Annotated in this window: 18 protein-coding genes; 14 read left to right on the top strand and 4 right to left on the bottom strand. The window is 71.6% G+C overall.

Annotated features, from left to right (window positions below):
• Nucleotides 1–1,368: iron ABC transporter permease (locus VJ976_RS03305; RefSeq protein ID WP_324098683.1), on the top strand; the 1,368-nt coding region annotated here is incomplete at its 5' end.
• A 2-nt stretch (nucleotides 1,369–1,370) separates the two neighbouring features.
• Entirely contained in the window at nucleotides 1,371–2,546 is a 1,176-nt protein-coding gene (locus VJ976_RS03300) for an ABC transporter ATP-binding protein (RefSeq protein ID WP_324098682.1), read from the top strand.
• 13 nt (nucleotides 2,547–2,559) lie between these two features.
• Here the strand turns inward: VJ976_RS03300 and VJ976_RS03295 are convergent, their stop codons facing one another.
• Nucleotides 2,560–2,865: a 2-polyprenylphenol hydroxylase gene (locus VJ976_RS03295; protein WP_324098681.1), complete on the bottom strand. Its 306-nt coding sequence runs from the start codon at nucleotides 2,863–2,865 to the stop codon at nucleotides 2,560–2,562.
• An 8-nt stretch (nucleotides 2,866–2,873) separates the two neighbouring features.
• The gene (gene pgi, locus VJ976_RS03290; RefSeq protein ID WP_324098680.1) at nucleotides 2,874–4,505 is read right to left on the bottom strand and encodes a glucose-6-phosphate isomerase; all 1,632 of its coding nucleotides are present in this window, start codon (nucleotides 4,503–4,505) and stop codon (nucleotides 2,874–2,876) included.
• Between the two features lie 128 nt (nucleotides 4,506–4,633).
• Between pgi and VJ976_RS03285 the strand changes: the two genes are divergently transcribed.
• The 3 genes from VJ976_RS03285 (at nucleotide 4,634) to VJ976_RS03275 (ending at nucleotide 7,003) form a co-directional block, all read left to right on the top strand.
• Nucleotides 4,634–5,527: a universal stress protein gene (locus tag VJ976_RS03285; protein WP_324098679.1), complete on the top strand. Its 894-nt coding sequence runs from the start codon at nucleotides 4,634–4,636 to the stop codon at nucleotides 5,525–5,527.
• Between the two features lie 142 nt (nucleotides 5,528–5,669).
• Nucleotides 5,670–6,347 (top strand): response regulator transcription factor, encoded by a 678-nt coding sequence (locus VJ976_RS03280; protein WP_324098678.1) that lies wholly within the window; start codon nucleotides 5,670–5,672, stop codon nucleotides 6,345–6,347.
• A gap of 110 nt (nucleotides 6,348–6,457) precedes the next feature.
• Complete coding sequence (locus VJ976_RS03275) at nucleotides 6,458–7,003, top strand: hypothetical protein (protein WP_324098677.1); 546 nt, start codon at nucleotides 6,458–6,460, stop codon at nucleotides 7,001–7,003.
• Nucleotides 7,004–7,045: 42 nt separating this feature from the next.
• Here VJ976_RS03275 and VJ976_RS03270 read toward each other — a convergent pair whose 3' ends face one another.
• Complete coding sequence (locus VJ976_RS03270) at nucleotides 7,046–8,716, bottom strand: GAF domain-containing sensor histidine kinase (protein ID WP_324098676.1); 1,671 nt, start codon at nucleotides 8,714–8,716, stop codon at nucleotides 7,046–7,048.
• A gap of 110 nt (nucleotides 8,717–8,826) precedes the next feature.
• Here VJ976_RS03270 and VJ976_RS03265 point away from each other — a divergent pair, with 110 nt between their 5' ends.
• The 7 genes from VJ976_RS03265 (at nucleotide 8,827) to VJ976_RS03235 (ending at nucleotide 14,386) form a co-directional block, all read left to right on the top strand.
• On the top strand, nucleotides 8,827–9,264 hold the full coding sequence (locus VJ976_RS03265) for a pyridoxamine 5'-phosphate oxidase family protein (protein ID WP_324098675.1): 438 nt from the start codon (nucleotides 8,827–8,829) through the stop codon (nucleotides 9,262–9,264).
• Between the two features lie 16 nt (nucleotides 9,265–9,280).
• Nucleotides 9,281–10,177 carry a universal stress protein gene (locus tag VJ976_RS03260; RefSeq protein WP_324098674.1) on the top strand — a complete coding sequence of 299 codons (897 nt, stop codon included), beginning with the start codon at nucleotides 9,281–9,283 and terminating at the stop codon, nucleotides 10,175–10,177.
• A 67-nt stretch (nucleotides 10,178–10,244) separates the two neighbouring features.
• Nucleotides 10,245–11,192: an aminotransferase class IV gene (locus tag VJ976_RS03255; RefSeq protein ID WP_324098673.1), complete on the top strand. Its 948-nt coding sequence runs from the start codon at nucleotides 10,245–10,247 to the stop codon at nucleotides 11,190–11,192.
• A complete protein-coding gene (locus VJ976_RS03250) occupies nucleotides 11,189–11,932 on the top strand; it encodes an HAD family hydrolase (protein WP_324098672.1) in 744 nt (247 codons plus the stop codon). Before VJ976_RS03255 ends, VJ976_RS03250 begins: the two co-directional genes overlap by 4 nt.
• A gap of 102 nt (nucleotides 11,933–12,034) precedes the next feature.
• Nucleotides 12,035–12,358, top strand: a complete 324-nt coding sequence (locus tag VJ976_RS03245; protein ID WP_324098671.1) for a hypothetical protein — start codon at nucleotides 12,035–12,037, stop codon at nucleotides 12,356–12,358.
• 154 nt (nucleotides 12,359–12,512) lie between these two features.
• On the top strand, nucleotides 12,513–13,460 hold the full coding sequence (locus VJ976_RS03240; RefSeq protein WP_324098670.1) for a nucleoside hydrolase: 948 nt from the start codon (nucleotides 12,513–12,515) through the stop codon (nucleotides 13,458–13,460).
• Complete coding sequence (locus VJ976_RS03235) at nucleotides 13,457–14,386, top strand: ribokinase (RefSeq protein WP_324098669.1); 930 nt, start codon at nucleotides 13,457–13,459, stop codon at nucleotides 14,384–14,386. Before VJ976_RS03240 ends, VJ976_RS03235 begins: the two co-directional genes overlap by 4 nt.
• 13 nt (nucleotides 14,387–14,399) lie before the next feature.
• On the opposite strand, the gene VJ976_RS03230 is transcribed toward VJ976_RS03235, so the two are convergent.
• Nucleotides 14,400–15,227, bottom strand: coding sequence for a L,D-transpeptidase family protein (locus tag VJ976_RS03230; RefSeq protein ID WP_324098668.1), 828 nt, complete (start codon nucleotides 15,225–15,227; stop codon nucleotides 14,400–14,402).
• A 357-nt stretch (nucleotides 15,228–15,584) separates the two neighbouring features.
• Here VJ976_RS03230 and VJ976_RS03225 point away from each other — a divergent pair, with 357 nt between their 5' ends.
• Nucleotides 15,585–16,586, top strand: coding sequence for an ABC transporter ATP-binding protein (locus VJ976_RS03225; RefSeq protein WP_324098667.1), 1,002 nt, complete (start codon nucleotides 15,585–15,587; stop codon nucleotides 16,584–16,586).
• Nucleotides 16,583–17,380 carry an ABC transporter permease gene (locus VJ976_RS03220; RefSeq protein WP_324098666.1) on the top strand — a complete coding sequence of 266 codons (798 nt, stop codon included), beginning with the start codon at nucleotides 16,583–16,585 and terminating at the stop codon, nucleotides 17,378–17,380. Before VJ976_RS03225 ends, VJ976_RS03220 begins: the two co-directional genes overlap by 4 nt.
• Nucleotides 17,381–17,535 lie beyond the last annotated feature (155 nt).

Here is a 17,535-nt window from a genome sequence, read left to right as displayed (position 1 = left end):
GTGCCGGCCTACGTGATGGGGTTCGTCTACATCGGGCTGCTGGACCATCCGGGCCCGTTGCAGAGCGGGCTGCGCGACCTGTTCGGCCCCGGGGTCTGGTTTCCGGACGTACGGTCGTTCTGGGCGTGTGCCGTGGTGCTCGTCATCGCGCTCTACCCCTACCCGTACATCCTGGCGCGCGCTGCGCTGCGCGAGCAGTCCGCGACCACCTACGACGCGGCCCGAGCCCTCGGTGCGGGCCCGCTGACCGCGGCCCGCCTGGTGGTGCTCCCGTTGGCGCGGCCCTCCCTGGCGGCCGGGGGGCTGCTGGTCGCGATGGAGACCCTGACCGACTTCGCGACCGTGCAGTACTTCGGGGTCCAGACCGTCTCGGTCGGTATCCACCAGGTCTGGGTGGGCATGTACAACCGGGCTGCGGCGAGCGAGCTGGCCGGCGTGGTGCTGATGTTCGCGGTGCTGGTGCTGGCCCTGGAGCGGGTCGGTCGTGGTGGGGCGCGCTTCCACCAGCAGGGCGGGGGTGGCCACACCCTGGAGCCGGCGCGGCTCACCGGCCGCGCCGCGATGACCGCGACCGCCTGCTGCGCCGCGGTCATTCTCGTCACGTTCGTGGTCCCCGTCGTCCAGCTGGCGCTCTGGAGCGGACCCGTGCTCGGCAGTGGGGGGCTGGGCACCCGCTACCTGGGCTATGTGGGCAACAGCGCGACGATCGCCGGCCTGGTGGCCGTGGGCTGCGTCGTGGTCGGCATGGTGCTGGCCAGCGCCTCTCGGCTCGGCGGCGGGCGCTGGACCGCCCGCCTGGCCCGGTCGGCCACCGTCGGGTACGCCGTGCCCGGTCCGGTGGTGGCCATCGGAGTGCTGTTGGTGCTCTCCGGGGCGGACGCCGTCCTGGACGCCGCCGGACTGGCCTTGGGCGGGGTGCTCATCACCGGAACGCTGGCCGGTCTGCTCTACGCCTACGTGATCCGGTTCCTCGCGCTGGCCTGGAGCAGTTTGGACGCCGGGCTGGAGAAGGTCTCGCCGTCGCTGACCGCGGCGGCGCTGACGCTGGGCACCGCGCCGTTGAGCGTGATGCGCCGGGTGCACCTGCCGTTGCTGCGGCCGGGGGTCGGGGTGGCCTTGGTGCTGGTGGCCGTGGACACACTCAAGGAGCTGCCCATCATGCTGCTGCTGCGCCCCTTCGGCTTCGAGACGCTGGCCGTGTGGGTGTTCCAGCTGGCCGCGGAGTCACGCTGGGAAAGCGCGGGGCTGCCGGCCCTGACCATCGTCGCGGTGGCCCTGGTGCCGATCGTACTGGTGTTCCGGCATACCCTGGCCGTACCCGACGTTGTCCCCCACGACGTCGCCGACCCCACGGAAAGCGCCTCCTGACCATGACCATCGACGCAGCGGCCGAGGCCGGGACCTCACCGGTCCTGGAGTGTCGGCGTGTCACCAAGCGCTTCGGCGCCGCGACGGCGGTTGCCGATCTGTCCCTGAGCGTGGGCCGGGGCGAGACGGTCGCGGTGGTCGGGCCCAGCGGCTGCGGGAAGTCCACCCTGCTGCGGATGATGGCCGGTCTGACCGGCCTGGACGGCGGGTCGGTCCACGTGGGCGGCCGCGAGGTAGCCGGGCCGGACACGTTCGTGCCGGCGGAGCGCCGGGGGGTCGGCATCGTCTTCCAGGACCTGGCGCTGTTTCCGCACCTCACCGTCGCCGAGAACGTGGCCTTCGGGCTACGACGGTCCACCGGCCGGTGGTCTCGCTCGCAGCGGGCCGAGCCCACCGGCCGGGTGCAGAGCATGCTCGAGCTCGTCGGGCTGACGCGGTTCGCGCGGCGCTACCCGCACGAGCTGTCCGGTGGTGAGCAGCAACGAGTCGCCATCGCCCGGGCACTGGCGCTGAACCCCCAGGTGGTGCTGCTCGACGAGCCGTTCAGCCAGCTCGACCGCGGCCTGGCCGCCCGGGTGCGCGACGAGGCCATCCAGGCCCTGCGGGCCGCCGGGGCCAGCGTGGTGCTGGTCACCCACGACCAGGACGAGGCCCTGGCCGTCGGGGACCGGGTGGCCGTGCTCCAGGCGGGACGGATCGTGCAGCTGGCCGAGCCGGAGGAGGTCTTCCACCGTCCGGTGAACCGGTTCGTCTCCACCTTCCTCGGTGAGGCCGACTTCGTCTCCGGCGTCAGGCAGGGCTCCAGCGCGGACACCGTCCTCGGGCCCTTGCCGGTGTACCCCGGCGAGGACGGGGACGTCGAAGTCATGACGCGGCCGCACGATCTCACGGTGCGCGCGGTCGGGGAGGCCGACCTGTACCGCGACCGCGACCCGCGCAGCCTCGGCGGCGGCCTCGGCTTCGTCCGCCGGCTCGAGTTCCGCGGGGGCGACGTGCTGCACCACGTACAGCTCGACGCGGGCCCGTCGGTGCGCGCCCTCACCTCCCATACGCACAAGGTCGCCGTGGGCGAGCGGGTGCTCGTCCCGACCCCGCTGGCCCACGACCTCACCGCGTTCGAGGTCCACTGCCCCACGCACAAGGCCCCGCCGTCGACCCGGGCTCGCAGCCTGAGCTGATCTGACCGGCTGCTCAGCCGTTCGGGTCGCCCGGCAGCGCGTCGAGTGAGCGCAGCGCGGTCTCCCACCGCTGTCGTCGTTGCTCGGCCGACTGCTCCCACCACGGCGTGCCCCGCTCGCCCAGCCCGCGCTTGGCCAGGTCGACCCGCTCGCGGTGCGGGGCCGGGTCGTCATCGCTACGCCGGGCCTGGCGTACACCCGACCGCCCCCGCCCCAGGTGCGAGCGCAGCCGGGCCGCGACGTCGGTAGGCAGCGCCGGGTCCTCGCGCCGCCAGCGCCGACCTCGCACCACCAGGTAGCGGTCCTCGTCCCCGGCCATCCGGGGGGTCAGCGCCCCCGTGCCGCCCGGTACCGCCGGATCAGCGCGTTGGTGGAGCTGTCGTGATCCAGGTCCGGCTCACCGTCCGCCGTGAGCTCCGGCTCGATGACCTTGGCCAGCTGCTTGCCCAGCTCCACGCCCCACTGGTCGAAGCTGTTGATGCCCCAGATGGTGCCCTGCACGAAGACCTTGTGCTCGTAGAGCGCCACCAGCATCCCGAGCGTGTGCGGGGTGAGCTCGTCGACCAGGAGGGTGGAGGTCGGGCTGTTGCCGGCGAACGACTTGTGGGTCACCAGCTCCTCCTCCACGCCCTCCTCGCGCACCTCGTCGGCGGTCTTGCCCATGGCCAGAGCCTCGGTCTGGGCGAACAGGTTGGCCGTGAGCAGGTCGTGGTGGGTGGCCAGCGACCCCGACCCGTCGTGGAACGGCGCCAGCACGCCGATGAAGTCGGCGGGGACCATCGTCGTGCCCTGATGGATCAGCTGGTAGAAGGCGTGCTGGCCGTTGGTGCCGGGCTCACCCCAGACGATCGGCCCGGTCTGCACGTCGACGGTCGTCCCGTCGCGCGTCACCGACTTGCCGTTGCTCTCCATGTCCAGCTGCTGCAGGTACGCGGGGAAGCGCTGCAGGTACTCGCTGTAGGGCAGCACCGCATGCGTGTCCGCCCCGTGGAAGTTGCGGTACCAGATGCCCAGCAGCCCCATCAGCACCGGGAGGTTGTCCTCCAGGGCCGCGGTGCGGAAGTGCTCGTCCACCTCGCGGAACCCGGCCAGCATGTCGTCGAACGCGTCCGGGCCGATGGCGACCATGAGCGAGAGGCCGATCGCCGAGGGGAAGGAGTAGCGCCCCCCGACCCAGTCCCAGAAGCCGAACATGTTGTCGGTGTCGATGCCGAACTCGGCCACCTTCTCGTCCGCCGTGGACACGGCCACGAAGTGATGGGCCACCGCGTCGTCGCCGAGGGAGGCGGTGAGCCACTCGCGGGCGGTGGTCGCGTTGGTCAACGTCTCCACGGTCGTGAAGGTCTTGGAGGCCACGATGAACAACGTGGTCGCCGGGTCGAGGTCGCGGGTCGCCTCGACGATGTCGGACCCGTCCACGTTGGAGACGAAGCGGAACTGCAGGTCCCGGTCGCTGTGGTCACGCAGAGCGCCGTAGGCCATCGCCGGCCCGAGGTCAGAGCCACCGATACCGATGTTGACCACGGTCTTGATCTGCTGGCCGGTGTGCCCGGTCCACTGCCCGCCGCGCACCTGGTCGGCGAACTCGCGCATCCGGCCCAGGACCTCGCGGACCCCGGGCATGACGTCCTCGCCGTCGACCTCGACCACCGCATCCGGGCCGGCACGCAGCGCGGTGTGCAGCACCGCGCGGTCCTCCGTGCTGTTGATGTGCTCCCCGCTGAACATCGCGTCCGCCCGGTCCTGCACCCCGCATGCCCGTGCGAGGTCGAACAACAGGCCCATGGTCTCGGAGGTGACCCGGTGCTTGGAGTAGTCCATGAAGACCGGGCCCACCTGGGCCACCATCGTCTCGCCGCGCGAAGGGTCCTCGGAGAACAGGTTCCGGAGATGCACCCCCTTGACCTGCTCGTAGTGCTCGGTGAGGGCCTGCCATTCGGGGAGCTCGGTAAGCGTCATACGTCTCAGTCTTGCGCACCCGTCGCGACTCATCCACCCCGGCGGCGGGAAGCGTGACGCCCGACCACGTGCGCACTAGAGTGTGCCGGGATCCCTCCGGGCTTCGTGCCCACGAAAGGAGAACGACCATGGCCGCTCATTCACCGAACCGCCCGATCGTGGTGGGGTACGACGGGTCACCGCCATCCGAGGCCGCGCTGCAATGGGCAGCACGCGCCGCCGACCATCAGAAGCGTCCGTTGACGATCCTGCACGCTGCCGAGCGGATCACCTACACCCAGGACGCCGGCAGTGGGCTCTGGAAGTCGGAGGACGTGCTCGCCGAGGCGAAGGAGGTCGCCCAGTTCGGCGCGGACAAGGTCGCAGATGCGTTTCCGGACCTGGAGGTCGAGACGACGTCCTCGCTGTTCAGCGCCAAGGTCGCCCTCGGCGAGGTCTCGACCCACGCCTCGATGGTGGTCCTGGGAAGCCACGGGCGCGGCCGCATCGGGACGCTCCTGCTGGGCTCGACGGCCTACACGATCGCCGGCTACTCCCGGTGCCCCGTGGTCATCGTGCGCGACGGGGAGAGCGAGCTGCCCGGCCCCGACCTTCCGGTCGTGGTCGGCACCAACGCCACCGGCGGTTCGCAGCGCGCGGTCGAGACCGCCATTGACGTCGCTCGCGACTGGGGCTCGCCGCTGGTCCTCGCCACCACCTGGGCCCCGGCCCCGGCTGACCCGTGGGACCGCGGGCCGGCCGGCTACAGCTCAGCCGCCGAGGCGTCGGCCGACTACGAGGCCAAGGCGCACGAGGCCAACGCGCAGATGCTGGCGGACGTGGGCGAGCACCAGCCGGACCTCAAGGTAGGCGGCAAGGTCCTCGAGGGTCACCCCGTGGACGCGCTCTCCCGCGCCGGCGAGGAGGGTGGCCTGCTGGTGCTCGGCACGCGAGGGCACGGCACCATGGCCGGCTCCATCCTGGGAGCCACCAGTCTCGGGGTGCTGCATCAGGCCTCCGCGCCGATCATGATCGTCGACTGACCGGTCGAGCGCGCCTCGACCCCAGCGGACGAGGCGCGCCGTGCCCGCATCGGCCCATCCAGGGTCAGTGCGGGCGCGGCGGCCACACCCCGGGGACGAAAGTCCCTGGCCGGAACGGCGGCATCGGGCTACGGTCGTGCCCATGTCGACAGACGTCTCGACGGACCCGGTGGGGGTAAGCGTCGTCCGGGTGTACCTGCTCGACGACCACGAGCTGGTGCGCCGTGGGCTGCGGGACCTGCTCTCCGCCGAGCCCGACATGCAGATCGTGGGTGAGTCCGGGTCCGCCCAGCAGGCTCGCGCGCAGATCCGCACCCTGCGGCCCGATGTGGCGGTGCTCGACGCCCGTCTACCCGACGGATCCGGCATCGAGGTATGCCGGGACGTGCGGGCGGCTGACCCCGCCATCAAGGGCCTCATCCTGACCTCCTACGACGACGAGGACGCCCTCCTGGCGGCGGTCGTGGCCGGCGCGGCCGGTTTCGTGCTGAAGCAGATCAGCGGCTCCGGCCTCGTCGAGGGCATCCGCCAGGTGGCGGCGGGCCGTTCGCTGCTGGAGCCCGCGTCGGTGGCCCAGGTGCTGCAGCGGATGCGGGGGGAGGACCCGGCACGTCACCAGCTCGAGCTGCTCAGCCCGCAGGAGCGGCGCGTTCTCGGGCTGATCACCGAGGGCCTGACCAACCGCCAGATCGGCGAGCGGCTGAACCTGGCCGAGAAGACGATCAAGAACTACGTCTCCTCCGTGCTCAGCAAGCTGGGCCTGGAGCGACGGACGCAGGCCGCGGTGCTCGGCACCCGGCTGGCCTCGCACGACCGCTGAGAACGCGGGACCAAGGTCCCCTCGCAAGCGGGTCGGACGCCCCTGGTCGAGGTCGTGGTCACACCTCAGGGTGGGGACAGGACGTTCGATCCGACCCACGGGAGGCACCCATGAACACCTCGACCGCGACCACGAACCCTGCTCCGAGCACCGACGACGCCGCGTACCTCAGCCCCGCGGCCCGTGTGGCGCTCGGGGTCCTGCGCATCCTGTTCGGCTTCATCTTTCTGTGGGCCTTCTTCGACAAGCTCTTCGGACTGGGTAAGGCCACCCCGAGCGAGGGCTCGTGGCTCAACGGCGGGGATCCCACGTTCGGCTACCTCGCCAACAACGAGGGGACGTTCTCCTCGTTCTTCACCGGTCTCGCCGGTCAGCAGTGGGTGACGTGGCTGTTCATGCTCGGCCTGCTGGGCATCGGGGTCGCGCTCATCTCCGGAGCCGGGATGCGGATCGCCGGGATCACCGGCGCTGCGCTCTACCTCATGATGTGGCTGGCCGCCTTCCCCCTGGAGAACAACCCCTTCGTCGACGACCACCTGACCGGTGCGGTCATCGTCGCCTTCTTCGGGCTCGCCCCTCTCGCAGGCGAGACGCTGGGGATCGGCACGTGGTGGAAGAACACCTCGCTGGTGCGCCGCGTGCCCATCCTGCGCTGACGCCAGGCCCGCCCGGACCGGGCCCTCGGAGACAGGTGGCTCTCAGGGGGCCAGCGGCACCTGCCAGCGCAGCAGGGTCCCTCGCGGGGTCCGCGCCATCAGGTCCATCGACCCGCCCCGCTGTCGCGCCCGGGCTCGTGCGTTGCTGAGGCCGCTCTCGACCACGTGCTCGGGCAGCCCGACGCCGTCGTCGGTCACTGTGACCAGCAGCCGGTCGGCCTCGGCGCGGACGTCGATCTCCACGGCTCGGGCCCGGGAGTGCCGGGCCACGTTCGACAGGGCTTCGCGCACCACGAGCAGCAGCGCCAGTCGGCCCTCCTCGTCGAGGAGGTCGTCGACCTCGCCGGGGCAGCTCAACGTGGGGGCGAAGCCGAGGTGCGGGGTGTAGCTCTGCACCAGGTCACGGATCTGCGCTCGCGCCGACACTCCGCTGGCCGGGGTCAGCGCGAAGATGGTGGCACGGATGTCCCGGATGGTGGCGTCCAGCTCGGCGATGGTGCGCTCCACCCGCTCGGTCACCTCCGGCGGAGGGTCCAGCCGGGCCGCGCCCTGCAAGGTCAGCCCGGCGGCGAAGATGCGCTGGATGACCAGGTCGTGCAGGTCGCGGGCAATACGCTCGCGGTCCTGCAGCCGGTTGAGCTCGTCGCGGTGGTGCACGGCCGCCACCCGGTCGAGGATCAGACCGACCTGGTCGCCGAGGGACTCCAGCAGGCCCTCGGTGAGGCGAGGAGCCAGGGTCGTGGCCGGCCGCCAGTCGGTCACGACCAGGGCGACCGAGCTTCCGTCTCGCAGCCGCACGGGGACGATGCTGGTATGCCGTGGACCCTCCTGGTCGTCCAGCAGCAACCGCGGAGCGTTGGTGGCCCAGTGCGTCGGGCCGCCCGCCGCGAGCGTGCTGCGCACCTGCTCCTCGACCTGTGGCACCAGACTGTCGGCGCTCGCACCGACGGCCGCCACGACCTCCAACGGCACGGGCTTCGCCGACTCCTCCTCGTGGTCGGCGGCAGGGTTGGTGACCGGCTCGGTGGCGGGCTCGGCGAGGACCATCGCGGCCTGGGCACCGGTGGTCCGCACCGCCTCGGCGAGCACTGTCGCGACCACCGAGGACGGGTCGTGCTCGGTGACCAGCGAGCGGTTCACCTTGCGCACCGCGGCCACCGCCGCGCTCTGGCTGGCCGCCTCGAGACGCCGGCGAGACAGATCCACCGAGACGCCGACCACGGCGGCGAGTGTCTCCACCATCGACTCGTCCTGGGCGGTGAACGGCTCGCCCCCGGCCTTCTCGGTCAGGTACAGGTTGCCGAACACAGCCGAGGCCGTACGGATCGGCATCCCGAGGAAGGTGCGCATCAGGGGGTGGCCCGGGGGGTACCCGACGGCGTCCGGTTCCCGGGTCACGTCATGCACCCGCACGCCGCGGGAGTCGCGGAGCAGCCTGCCCAGCAGGCCGCGACCCATCGGGGGCTCCCCGATGGCCGCGCGCTCCTCCAGGGTCAGGCCATGGGTGATGAAGTGGCTCAGCCGCTGCGGCTCCGCCTCGGCCAGCACGCCCATGGCTCCGTAGCGCGCGCCGGTGAGCTCGCAGGCGATCTCGACCGTGCGCCCCAGGACGTCGACAAGATCCTTGTCGGCTGCGGAGAGCTCACGCACGGCACGCAGCAGCAGCGCCATCCGCGCCTCCGGCGTCTGCTCGGGCACCGACAGTGGGTCCATAGGACTGTGAGCCTAGCCCGCACCGCAAAGCGTCGGGCCCGGCGAGCGCCCGGCTCGGACGGGGACCTTCGGCCCTGGCTGAGAACCGACGGCGTGAAGAGACTGGTGACATGGACCCCACCCCCGGCTCCAGCCAGGTCGAGCATCTCGACCTGGCCACCTGCTGGACCCTGCTGCGCGAGGCCAGCACCGGCAGGTTGGCCGTGGTCCGTGACGGGGCCCCGGACATCTTCCCGGTCAACCACGTGGTCGACCACGGGACGCTGGTCTACCGCACTGCGGACGGAGCGTTGTTCCGAGCGACCCTGCACCACGACGTGGCCTTCGAGGTCGACGGCCACGAGGCCGGCACGGGTCAGGCGTGGAGCGTCGTGGTCCGGGGGTGGGCCACCGAAGGACGTCACCTCACCGACGTGGTCGAGTCGCTGCAGCTCCCGCTCGCGCCGTGGCAGCCCGGAGCCAAGCCGCGCGTCATCCGGATCGAGCCCCACACCGTCACCGGCCGCCGCTTCACCATGACCGACTCGTCGCGTCACCACACCGTCTGAAAGGCAGAGGAGAACCATGGACACCACTACCACCAGCTCGCGTCCCGTCGTCGTCGGCTACGACGCCTCTGACTCCGCGTCGGTCGCGCTCACCTGGGCCGGGCAGCTGGCCGAGGCCACGGGCAGGGACGTCACGGTGCTGTACGCGGCTCAGGCGATCGTCTACGCCCAGGACGTGTCCTACGGCCTGCGCAGCTCGCAGCAGCAGAGCGAGTTCGCCACGCAGATCGCCGAAGAGGGCGCGAAGAAGGTGCGCGCCGCGCACCCGTCGCTGAAGGTCGACGCCGTCGGCTCCCTCCTCAGCGCCGCCGTGGCTCTGGACGAGGCGTCCACGACCGCCTCCCTCATCGTCGTGGGCAGCCACGGTCGGGGACGCTTCGGCGCCGCGCTCCTGGGCTCGACCGCGTACGCCGTGAGCGGTCACGCCCGGTGCCCGGTGATCGTGGTGCGAGACGCCGAGTCGCCCCTGCCGAACCCGGCCCGCCCCGTCGTCGTGGGTGCTGACGGCTCCGTCGGCGCCGACCGCGCGGTCGCGGCCGCCGCCGACCTGGCCGAGCAGTGGAAGGCGCCGTTGGTGGTGACGACCTCCTGGACCCCACCCCCGCCCGACCCCTGGGAGCGGCCACCCTTCGGCTACACCAGCACCGAGGCCTGCTTGAAGGCACGGGAGGCCAAGGCGACCGGGCACAACGTCGAGGCCCTCGACCGGGTCCGCGCGAAGCACCCCGACCTGCAGGTGGAGGGGACCGTGCCGGAGGCACGACCGGAGGACGCGGTGATGACGGCGGCACCCGGTGCGGCGCTCCTCGTGCTGGGCTCGCGCGGACACGGGACGCTGGCCAGCGTCCTCCTGGGCTCGACGGCACGCTCGGTGCTGCATCAGACCACGATGCCGGTCATGGTCGTGCACTGACCCACCCGGCTCCGCCTGGGGCGTTCGCCGGACCTGAGCCGCGTCGGGCTGTCGCTAGAGTCACCGCATGGCGCTCGGGACACACAGTCATTCCGAGGACGCACGCAACGCCGACATCCTGATCTGGGTCAACGGCCGGCTGCTCCCCCGGGCCCAGGCCGTCGTCTCCGTCTTCGACGCCGGGTTCGTCCTCGGCGACGGCGTCTGGGAAGGCCTGCGGGTCCACCACGGCCGACCCCTGTTCCTGGAGCAGCATCTCGACCGGCTGTGGGAAGGCGCGCGCGCCATCATGCTCGACATCGGCATGACCCGGGCGCAGATGAGCCAGGCCATTGCCGAAACCCTCGCGGCCAACGAGATGACCGACGGGGTCCACGTACGCCTGATGGTCACGCGCGGGCCCAAGTCGACGCCGTACCAGGATCCGCGGGCGAGCGCCGGGCCGGCGACCGTGGTCATCATCGCCGAGCACAAGGCGGCCCTGCCGGAGACCGTGGAGCGGGGTATCACCCTGTTCACCACCCACGTGCGCCGCGCCCATCCGGACACGCTCGACCCGCGGATCAACGCGCACAGCAAGCTCAACGACATCCACGCGTGCATCCAGGCCGCGAACGCCGGCGCGGACGAGGCGCTGATGCTCGACCCGGACGGCTTCGTGGCCACGTGCAACAGCACCCACTTCTTCATCGTCGTGGCCGACCGGGGCCAGGGCGGTGGGCCGGCGGTATGGACATCCGACGGTCGCTACTGTCTGCACGGCATCACCCGCCGCGCCGTGCTCGACGTATGCGCCACAGCCGGCATCCCGGCCCGCGAGACGACCTTCTCCCTCACCGAGGTCTACAGCGCGAGCGAGGCCTTCGTCACCGGCACGTTCGCGGGCGTGGTGCCGGTGACCTCGGTCGACGGGCGCACCATCGGCGACGGCACCCGCGGCCCGATGGTGCGCCGGCTGCAGGACCTGTACGCCGATCACGCGGCGGCCGACATGGCGCGCCAGGACCGGGCATGAGCCCTGACGGCGAGGGCATCACCCGGGTGGGGATGTGGTCAGGCCCACGCAACATCAGCACCGCGATGATGCGCTCCTGGGAGAACCGCCCGGACACGGTCGTGGTCGACGAGCCGTTCTACGCCGCGTACCTGCATCGCACAGGCCTGGACCATCCCGGCCGGGAGGAGACCCTCGCCTCCCAGCCGGTCGATCCCTCGGTCATCGTGCGGCAGCTGCGTGCTCTGCCCGACTCAGGGGCAACCGTGGCCTACGCCAAGCACATGAGTCACCACATGCTGCCCACGGACGACGTGAGCTGGACCCTCGACTTCCACAACGTGCTGTTGCTCCGGGACCCCGGTGAGGTCGTGGCTTCCTACACCCGGTCGCGGCAGTCCTGCGAGCCTGCGGACATCGGTGTGCCCCAGCAGGTCCGGCTGTGGCAGGAGTGGCAGGCCGCGGGCATCGAGGTGCCGGTCATCGACGCCGCCGACTTCCTGCGCGACCCCGAGTCCTACCTGCGGTGGCTGTGCGCCTGGCTCGGCATCGACTTCGCCCCGCAGATGCTGCGCTGGCCCTCGGGCCCGCGGGACACCGACGGGGTGTGGGGCGGTCATTGGTACCAGGCGGTGCGGGCGTCCACCGGCTTCGGGCGGTACGCGCCGCGCGAGGTGCGGCTCGAGGGGCACCACGCCTGGGTCGCCGAGTCCTGCCGCCCCCTGTACGAGATGCTGCGGGAGCACCGGCTGCTGCTGTGACCCTCCTGTCCCCCGGCCATCACGAGGCACGGGACGTCGGCCATGCTGAAGACTGACTCGTGGCGGACCGCCGCGCGAGCAGGGCACGACGGAAGGCCGGAGATGACATCGCACACCCCACCGAAAGACGTGCAGGAGGCGGCCCAGCGGGCCCTGGGTTGGATCGAGGAGGGAAGGGCCGGCCGCGGGTTCAGCGACACCGGCCGTACCCGCGCCCAGCAGCTGGCCCGCGGGGACGCCGTGAGCGATGAGGTCATCGAACGGATGCGGCAGTACTTCTCCCGACACGCCCCGGACAAGCAGGCCGAGGGCTTCACCTCGCCGGGCGAGGGGTTCCCCTCACCCGGGCGGGTGGCGTGGGACGCCTGGGGCGGCGACCCCGGCGAGCGCTGGGCCAACAGCGAGACCATCGACAACGACTCCTAGGTCACTCCCGGCACGGGCGAGCGACCTGAGGTCCGCGACGGTCGTCCGCAGCGGGCGCGACACCAGCCGCCGAGCCTCCGGCGTTGCCCTGCCGAGGTACCGATGAAAGAGTGCGGCGGGTAGCCCTGCTGGTCAACGACGATCGGAACCGCCTATGTCCACTGCCCTCATCCTCGACTGCGATCCCGGACACGACGACGTCTTCGCCCTGCTGCTGGCCTACGGCCACCCCGACGTCGACCTGCTGGCCGTGACCACCGTGGCCGGGAACCAGACCCTGGAGAAGGTCACGCGCAATGCCCTGTCCGTGGCACGGGTCGCCGGGTTCACCGACGTCCCCATCGCCGCCGGCTGTGACCGCCCCCTCGTGCGCGCGGCCCAGGTCGCCGACGACGTCCACGGCGAGTCCGGGCTGGACGGGCCCGAGCTGCCGGAGCCGGTGCACCAGGTGGAGTCGCAGCACGCGGTCGACCTCATCATCGAGGCCGTCATGAGCCGCGAGCCGGGAACCGTGACCCTGGTGCCGACCGGTGCCCTCACGAACATCGCCATGGCGGTGCGCAAGGAGCCGGCCCTGGCCGAGCGGGTCAAGGAGGTCGTGCTGATGGGCGGGGGGTACCACGAGGGCAACTGGAGCCCGGTCGCCGAGTTCAACATCGCGGTCGACCCGGAGTCGGCCCATATCGTCTTCAACGCGCCGTGGCACGTGGTCATGGTCGGGCTTGACGTGACCCACAAGGCTCTGGCCACCCCGGAGGTCGTCGAGCGCATCAGGTCGCTCGGCACCGGGCCGTCGCGGTTCGCCGTCGAGCTGCTGGAGTTCTTCGGCGAGATGTACCAGGACACCCAGGGCTTCGACTCACCGCCGGTGCACGACCCCTGCGCGGTCGCCTACGTGATCGACCCCTCGGTGATGACGACCCGGCGCACGCCCGTGGACATCGAGCTCTCCGGCGCCCTGACCACGGGGATGACCGTGGCGGACTTCCGTGCGCCGGCCCCCTCCGACTGCACCACCTCCGTGGCGACGACACTGGACCACGGCCGATTCTGGGACCTGATGGTGGACTGCCTGGAGCGCATCGGAGAGGTCGAGCTGTGAGCGGCGGGGACGCCGGCACGGGTGAGATCGTCGTCTTCGGCTCGCTCAACGCGGACCTCACCGTGCGGGTGGAGCGCTTCCCCGAGCCCGGCGAGACCCTGGGTGGGTCCGAGCTGGTCACGGCCCCGGGTGGCAAGAGCTCCAACCAGGCCGCGGCGGCTGCGGTGCTCGGCTCCTCGGTGCGCCTGGTGGGGGCGGTCGGTGACGACTCGCACGGGTCGTTCCTGCTGCAACAGGCGAGGGACGCCGGGGTCGACACCTCGGGCGTCATCCAGGACGAGGAGCACGCCACCGGCTCAGCGATGATCGTGGTCGACGCCGCCGGAGAGAACACGATCATCGTCTCCCCGGGAGCGAACGGAGGCCACCAGGCCGAGACCGCGCGGCAGACCGACCTCGAGGGAGCGGCCGTGCTGTGCCTGTGCCTGGAGGTGCCGCTGGCAGCCGTGGAAGCCGTCGCCGAGCAGGCACGCAGTTCGGGGACCCAGGTCATCCTGAACCTCTCCCCGTACACGAGCGTGAGCGACTCGCTGCTGCAGGCCACGGACGTTCTCCTGGTGAACCAGAGCGAGGCGGAGCTGCTGCTGGACGCCGAGGTGGACGGCGACTGGTCGGCCGCCCTGGAGCGGCTGGTGGATCTGGGTGTCGAGCGCACCGTGGTCACCCTCGGCGCCGACGGGGCCGTGGTGCTGGACGGTACGGCGGAGGCCCCCGAGCAGGTGGTGGCGATCGACTCCCCCGCCGTGGACGCGGTGGACACCACGGGCTGCGGCGACGCGTTCACGGGCGCCGTCGCGCACGCCCTGGCCACCGGGAGCTCGCTGGTCGAGGCCAGCAAGCTGGCGGCCCGGGTCGGTGCCCTCGCGGCGACTCGTGAAGGCGCCCAGTCCTCCTACGGCGCGTTCGCCGATCTGCCGCCGGAGTGAGCAGGGCCAGCCCTCAGAGGACCAGGACGCGGCTTCCCATCGTCATCACCGACTCGGCCCAGATCATGTCCATGGCGGCCACGGAGACCCGGGCGCACCCGTGCGATGCGGGCACCGGCGGAATCGACCGCGACCCATGGACGGCGTAGTTGCCGGAGTAGAACATCGGGCGCCACATCTGCCCGAGCTCGCCGCCCTTCCACCCCGACGGGTGCTGCAGCCAGACCGAGAAGTCGCCGGGGCGCGTGACCGCGGTGTACGTCCTGCCCTTGAACACGTACTGCTCGCCGTTGGCCGTCGAGGTGTTGAGCACGGTCGTCGTCGACCCCCCGCGCACGATGAGGATGATCTGGCTGGCCAGGTGCACCTCGACGTGGTCTCCTCCGTCCGCCGGGCTGGGGCGCGAGCCCGAGGCCAGGGCCGCACGGACATTCGGGCCGATCACCCCGTCACGGGAGAGCCCGTGGGCCTTCTGCAGCGCGAACACCGCTTGCTGGGTGAGGTGGCCGAACCCTCCGTCGGTGGTGCCGAGCCAGTAGCCGCCGGCGGCCAGCTGCTGCTGCAGAGCCTGGACCTGCTGGCCTCGGTCACCGATGCGGTAGAGCGCTGTCCCGGCGCTCCCCTCGGCATCCGGGTTCTCGGTGCCCTCCGGCTGCTCCTCGGCCGCAGCCCGCCGCGCGGCTTCCTCCGCTTTGTCGGTTTCGGCGGCGCGCTCCGCCTCCTCGTCTGCCCCAGTCAGCGCCTTGCCGCGGGCGAAGGCGTCCTGCGCGCCTTCCATCGCCGAGACCAGCGCTCCCGCCGCCGTGACCAGACCGGACTGGACGAAGCGACGACGGCGCATCGACGTCCCTGCCAGCTGCCCCAGCGCGCGACGTGATGATGCGGACAACCGTCCCCCTCCCGTGTCGTGCAGTAGTAACGCAGAGAGCAGCCGGCAACGCGGCGAAGCCAGGCCTGACTTGGGAGAACTGTGACCTGAGGCCGGGCCGGCGCACCCGGAGTGGGGGTACCTCCTGGGAGAAGCGCCGTCGAGGTCGATCAGCGCACTGTCGTGGTTCGTGGTGCGTGCCGCTGGTCAGCACTTCGCCATGCTGGTGGGCAAGAGCCACTCGGGTCAGGTCCGGGCGGGCCGCGCAATGGGTGGCCTCTACGCATACCGGCGTCGGGCTCCACGTGAGGGACCTCTATCGTCGAGGCCATGAAGGCAGCACCGGGCATCGAGCCTGCCCCACCGCCGTGGCAGCAGGCGGCGAGGGTGAGCGCCAGTGGCACGGTCGTCGAGGTGCACGAGCTGCGCAAGCGGTACGGCTCGCGGGGACCGGAGGCGCTCAAGGGGGTCAGCTTCAGCGTCCGGGCTGGGGAGATCTTCGGCCTGCTCGGCCCCAACGGCGCGGGCAAGACCACGACGATCGGAGTGCTCACGACGCGGGTGCGGCCGACCGGCGGCTCGGCCTCGGTCGACGGGATCGACGTCGCGCACGATCCGCAGGGGGTCAAGCGCCGGATCGCGGTCATGCCGCAGCGGGCCAACCTCGACCGGGCCCTGACCGCGCGGGAGAACCTCACCTTCCACGGCGCCTACTTCGGCGTGACCCGGTCAGACCGCCGCCGGCGCGCGGACGAGCTGTTGGAGCAGTTCGGGCTGGCCGACCGTGCCGACGACCGGGTCGACAACTACTCCGGCGGCATGGCCCAGCGGCTGATGATCGCCCGGGCCCTGATGCACCAGCCGGTCGTCCTGTTCCTCGACGAGCCGACGACGGGCCTGGACCCGCAGTCGCGCCTCTTCCTTTGGGACCGGGTGGCCGAGCTGCGCGCGGCCGGCACGACCATCCTGCTGACCACCCACGACATGGCCGAGGCCGACCGCCTCTGCGACCGGATCGCCATCGTCGACCACGGGGAGCGCATCGCGCTCGACACCCCCGACGGGCTGCGCAGCCTGCTGCCCGGTGGCCACGGCGTCGAGGTGGTGCTGCGCGCCGAGGCCGACCCCGTCGAAGCCTTCGGGTCCCTCGGCGCGGCTGAGTCCGCGGCCATCGAGGACGGACAGTGGCGCGTGCGCTGTTTCGCCGACGTCGAGCTCGGCGACGTCATCGCTGCCGCCGAGCGGCACGGCGCCGAGGTGCTCGACGTGCACCGCCTGGAGGGCAGCCTGGAGGACGTCTTCGTCCACCTGACCGGCCGGGAGCTGCGATGAGCACGGGCATCGCCCAGCGCGCCACTGCCCGCCGAGCTTTCCTCGGCCTGCTGCAACGCGACGCCTGGAACACGCTGCGCCACGACCTCGCCGGCTTCCTGGCCCAGGCACTGCTGCAACCCCTCGCCTTCCTGTTCGTCTTCGGCCGGGTGCTGCCAGAGATCGGCGCGGCGGGGCCCGACTACGGCGACCAGCTGCTGCCGGGGATCATCGCCCTGACCCTGGTGCTGACCGGCCTGCAGAACGTCGCGCTCCCCTTGGTCATCGAGTTCTCCTTCACCAAGGAGATCGAGGACCGCCTGCTCGCCCCGCTGCCTCCGTGGGCGGTGGGGCTGGAGAAGGTCGTGTTCGCCACCGGGCGCGCCATCGTGGCCGCCGCGCTGATCCTGCCCCTCGGCGCACTGATCCTGCCCGGTGGCCTAGACCTGGCCGCGGCCAGCTGGCCGGTCTTCCTGCTCCTGCTGCTGGTCGGCGGCTTCGCCGGTGGAGCGATCGGCCTCGTGCTCGGCACCCTCGTCCCGCCCAACCAGATCAACGTGGTGTTCGCCGTCGCGCTCACCCCGCTCATCTTCACTGGCGCCACGTTCTACCCCTGGCAGTCGCTGGACAGCCTGCGCTGGTTCCAGCTCATCACCCTGCTGAACCCCCTGACCTATGTCTCCGAGGGCATGCGCGGTGCACTGACGTCGGCTCCTCACCTCGGGCCCGGGTGGATCGCGCTCGGCGTCGGGGTCTCGACCGCCGGTTTCCTCCTCTTCGGGATGCGTGGGTTCCTGCGGCGCGCCGTCGACTGACCCTCCACCTGCAGGTGCGGGCAGGCGCGAGGACCGGGCCGTCCTCGCGCACGAAGTGCTCGCATTCGGCCTTCTGCGCCCCTAAAGTCGAGACACGGCATGCCTGGGGGCGCCGGGGGGTCTCGGGGCCTGGGGCCCGGGCGGGTGACAGGGGG

The organism is Ornithinimicrobium sp., assembly GCF_035267225.1.
Taxonomy (GTDB): Bacteria; Actinomycetota; Actinomycetes; order Actinomycetales; family Dermatophilaceae; genus Ornithinicoccus.
Note: the sequence above shows the minus strand (reverse complement) of the source record. Positions and strands in the feature narration are given on the sequence as shown.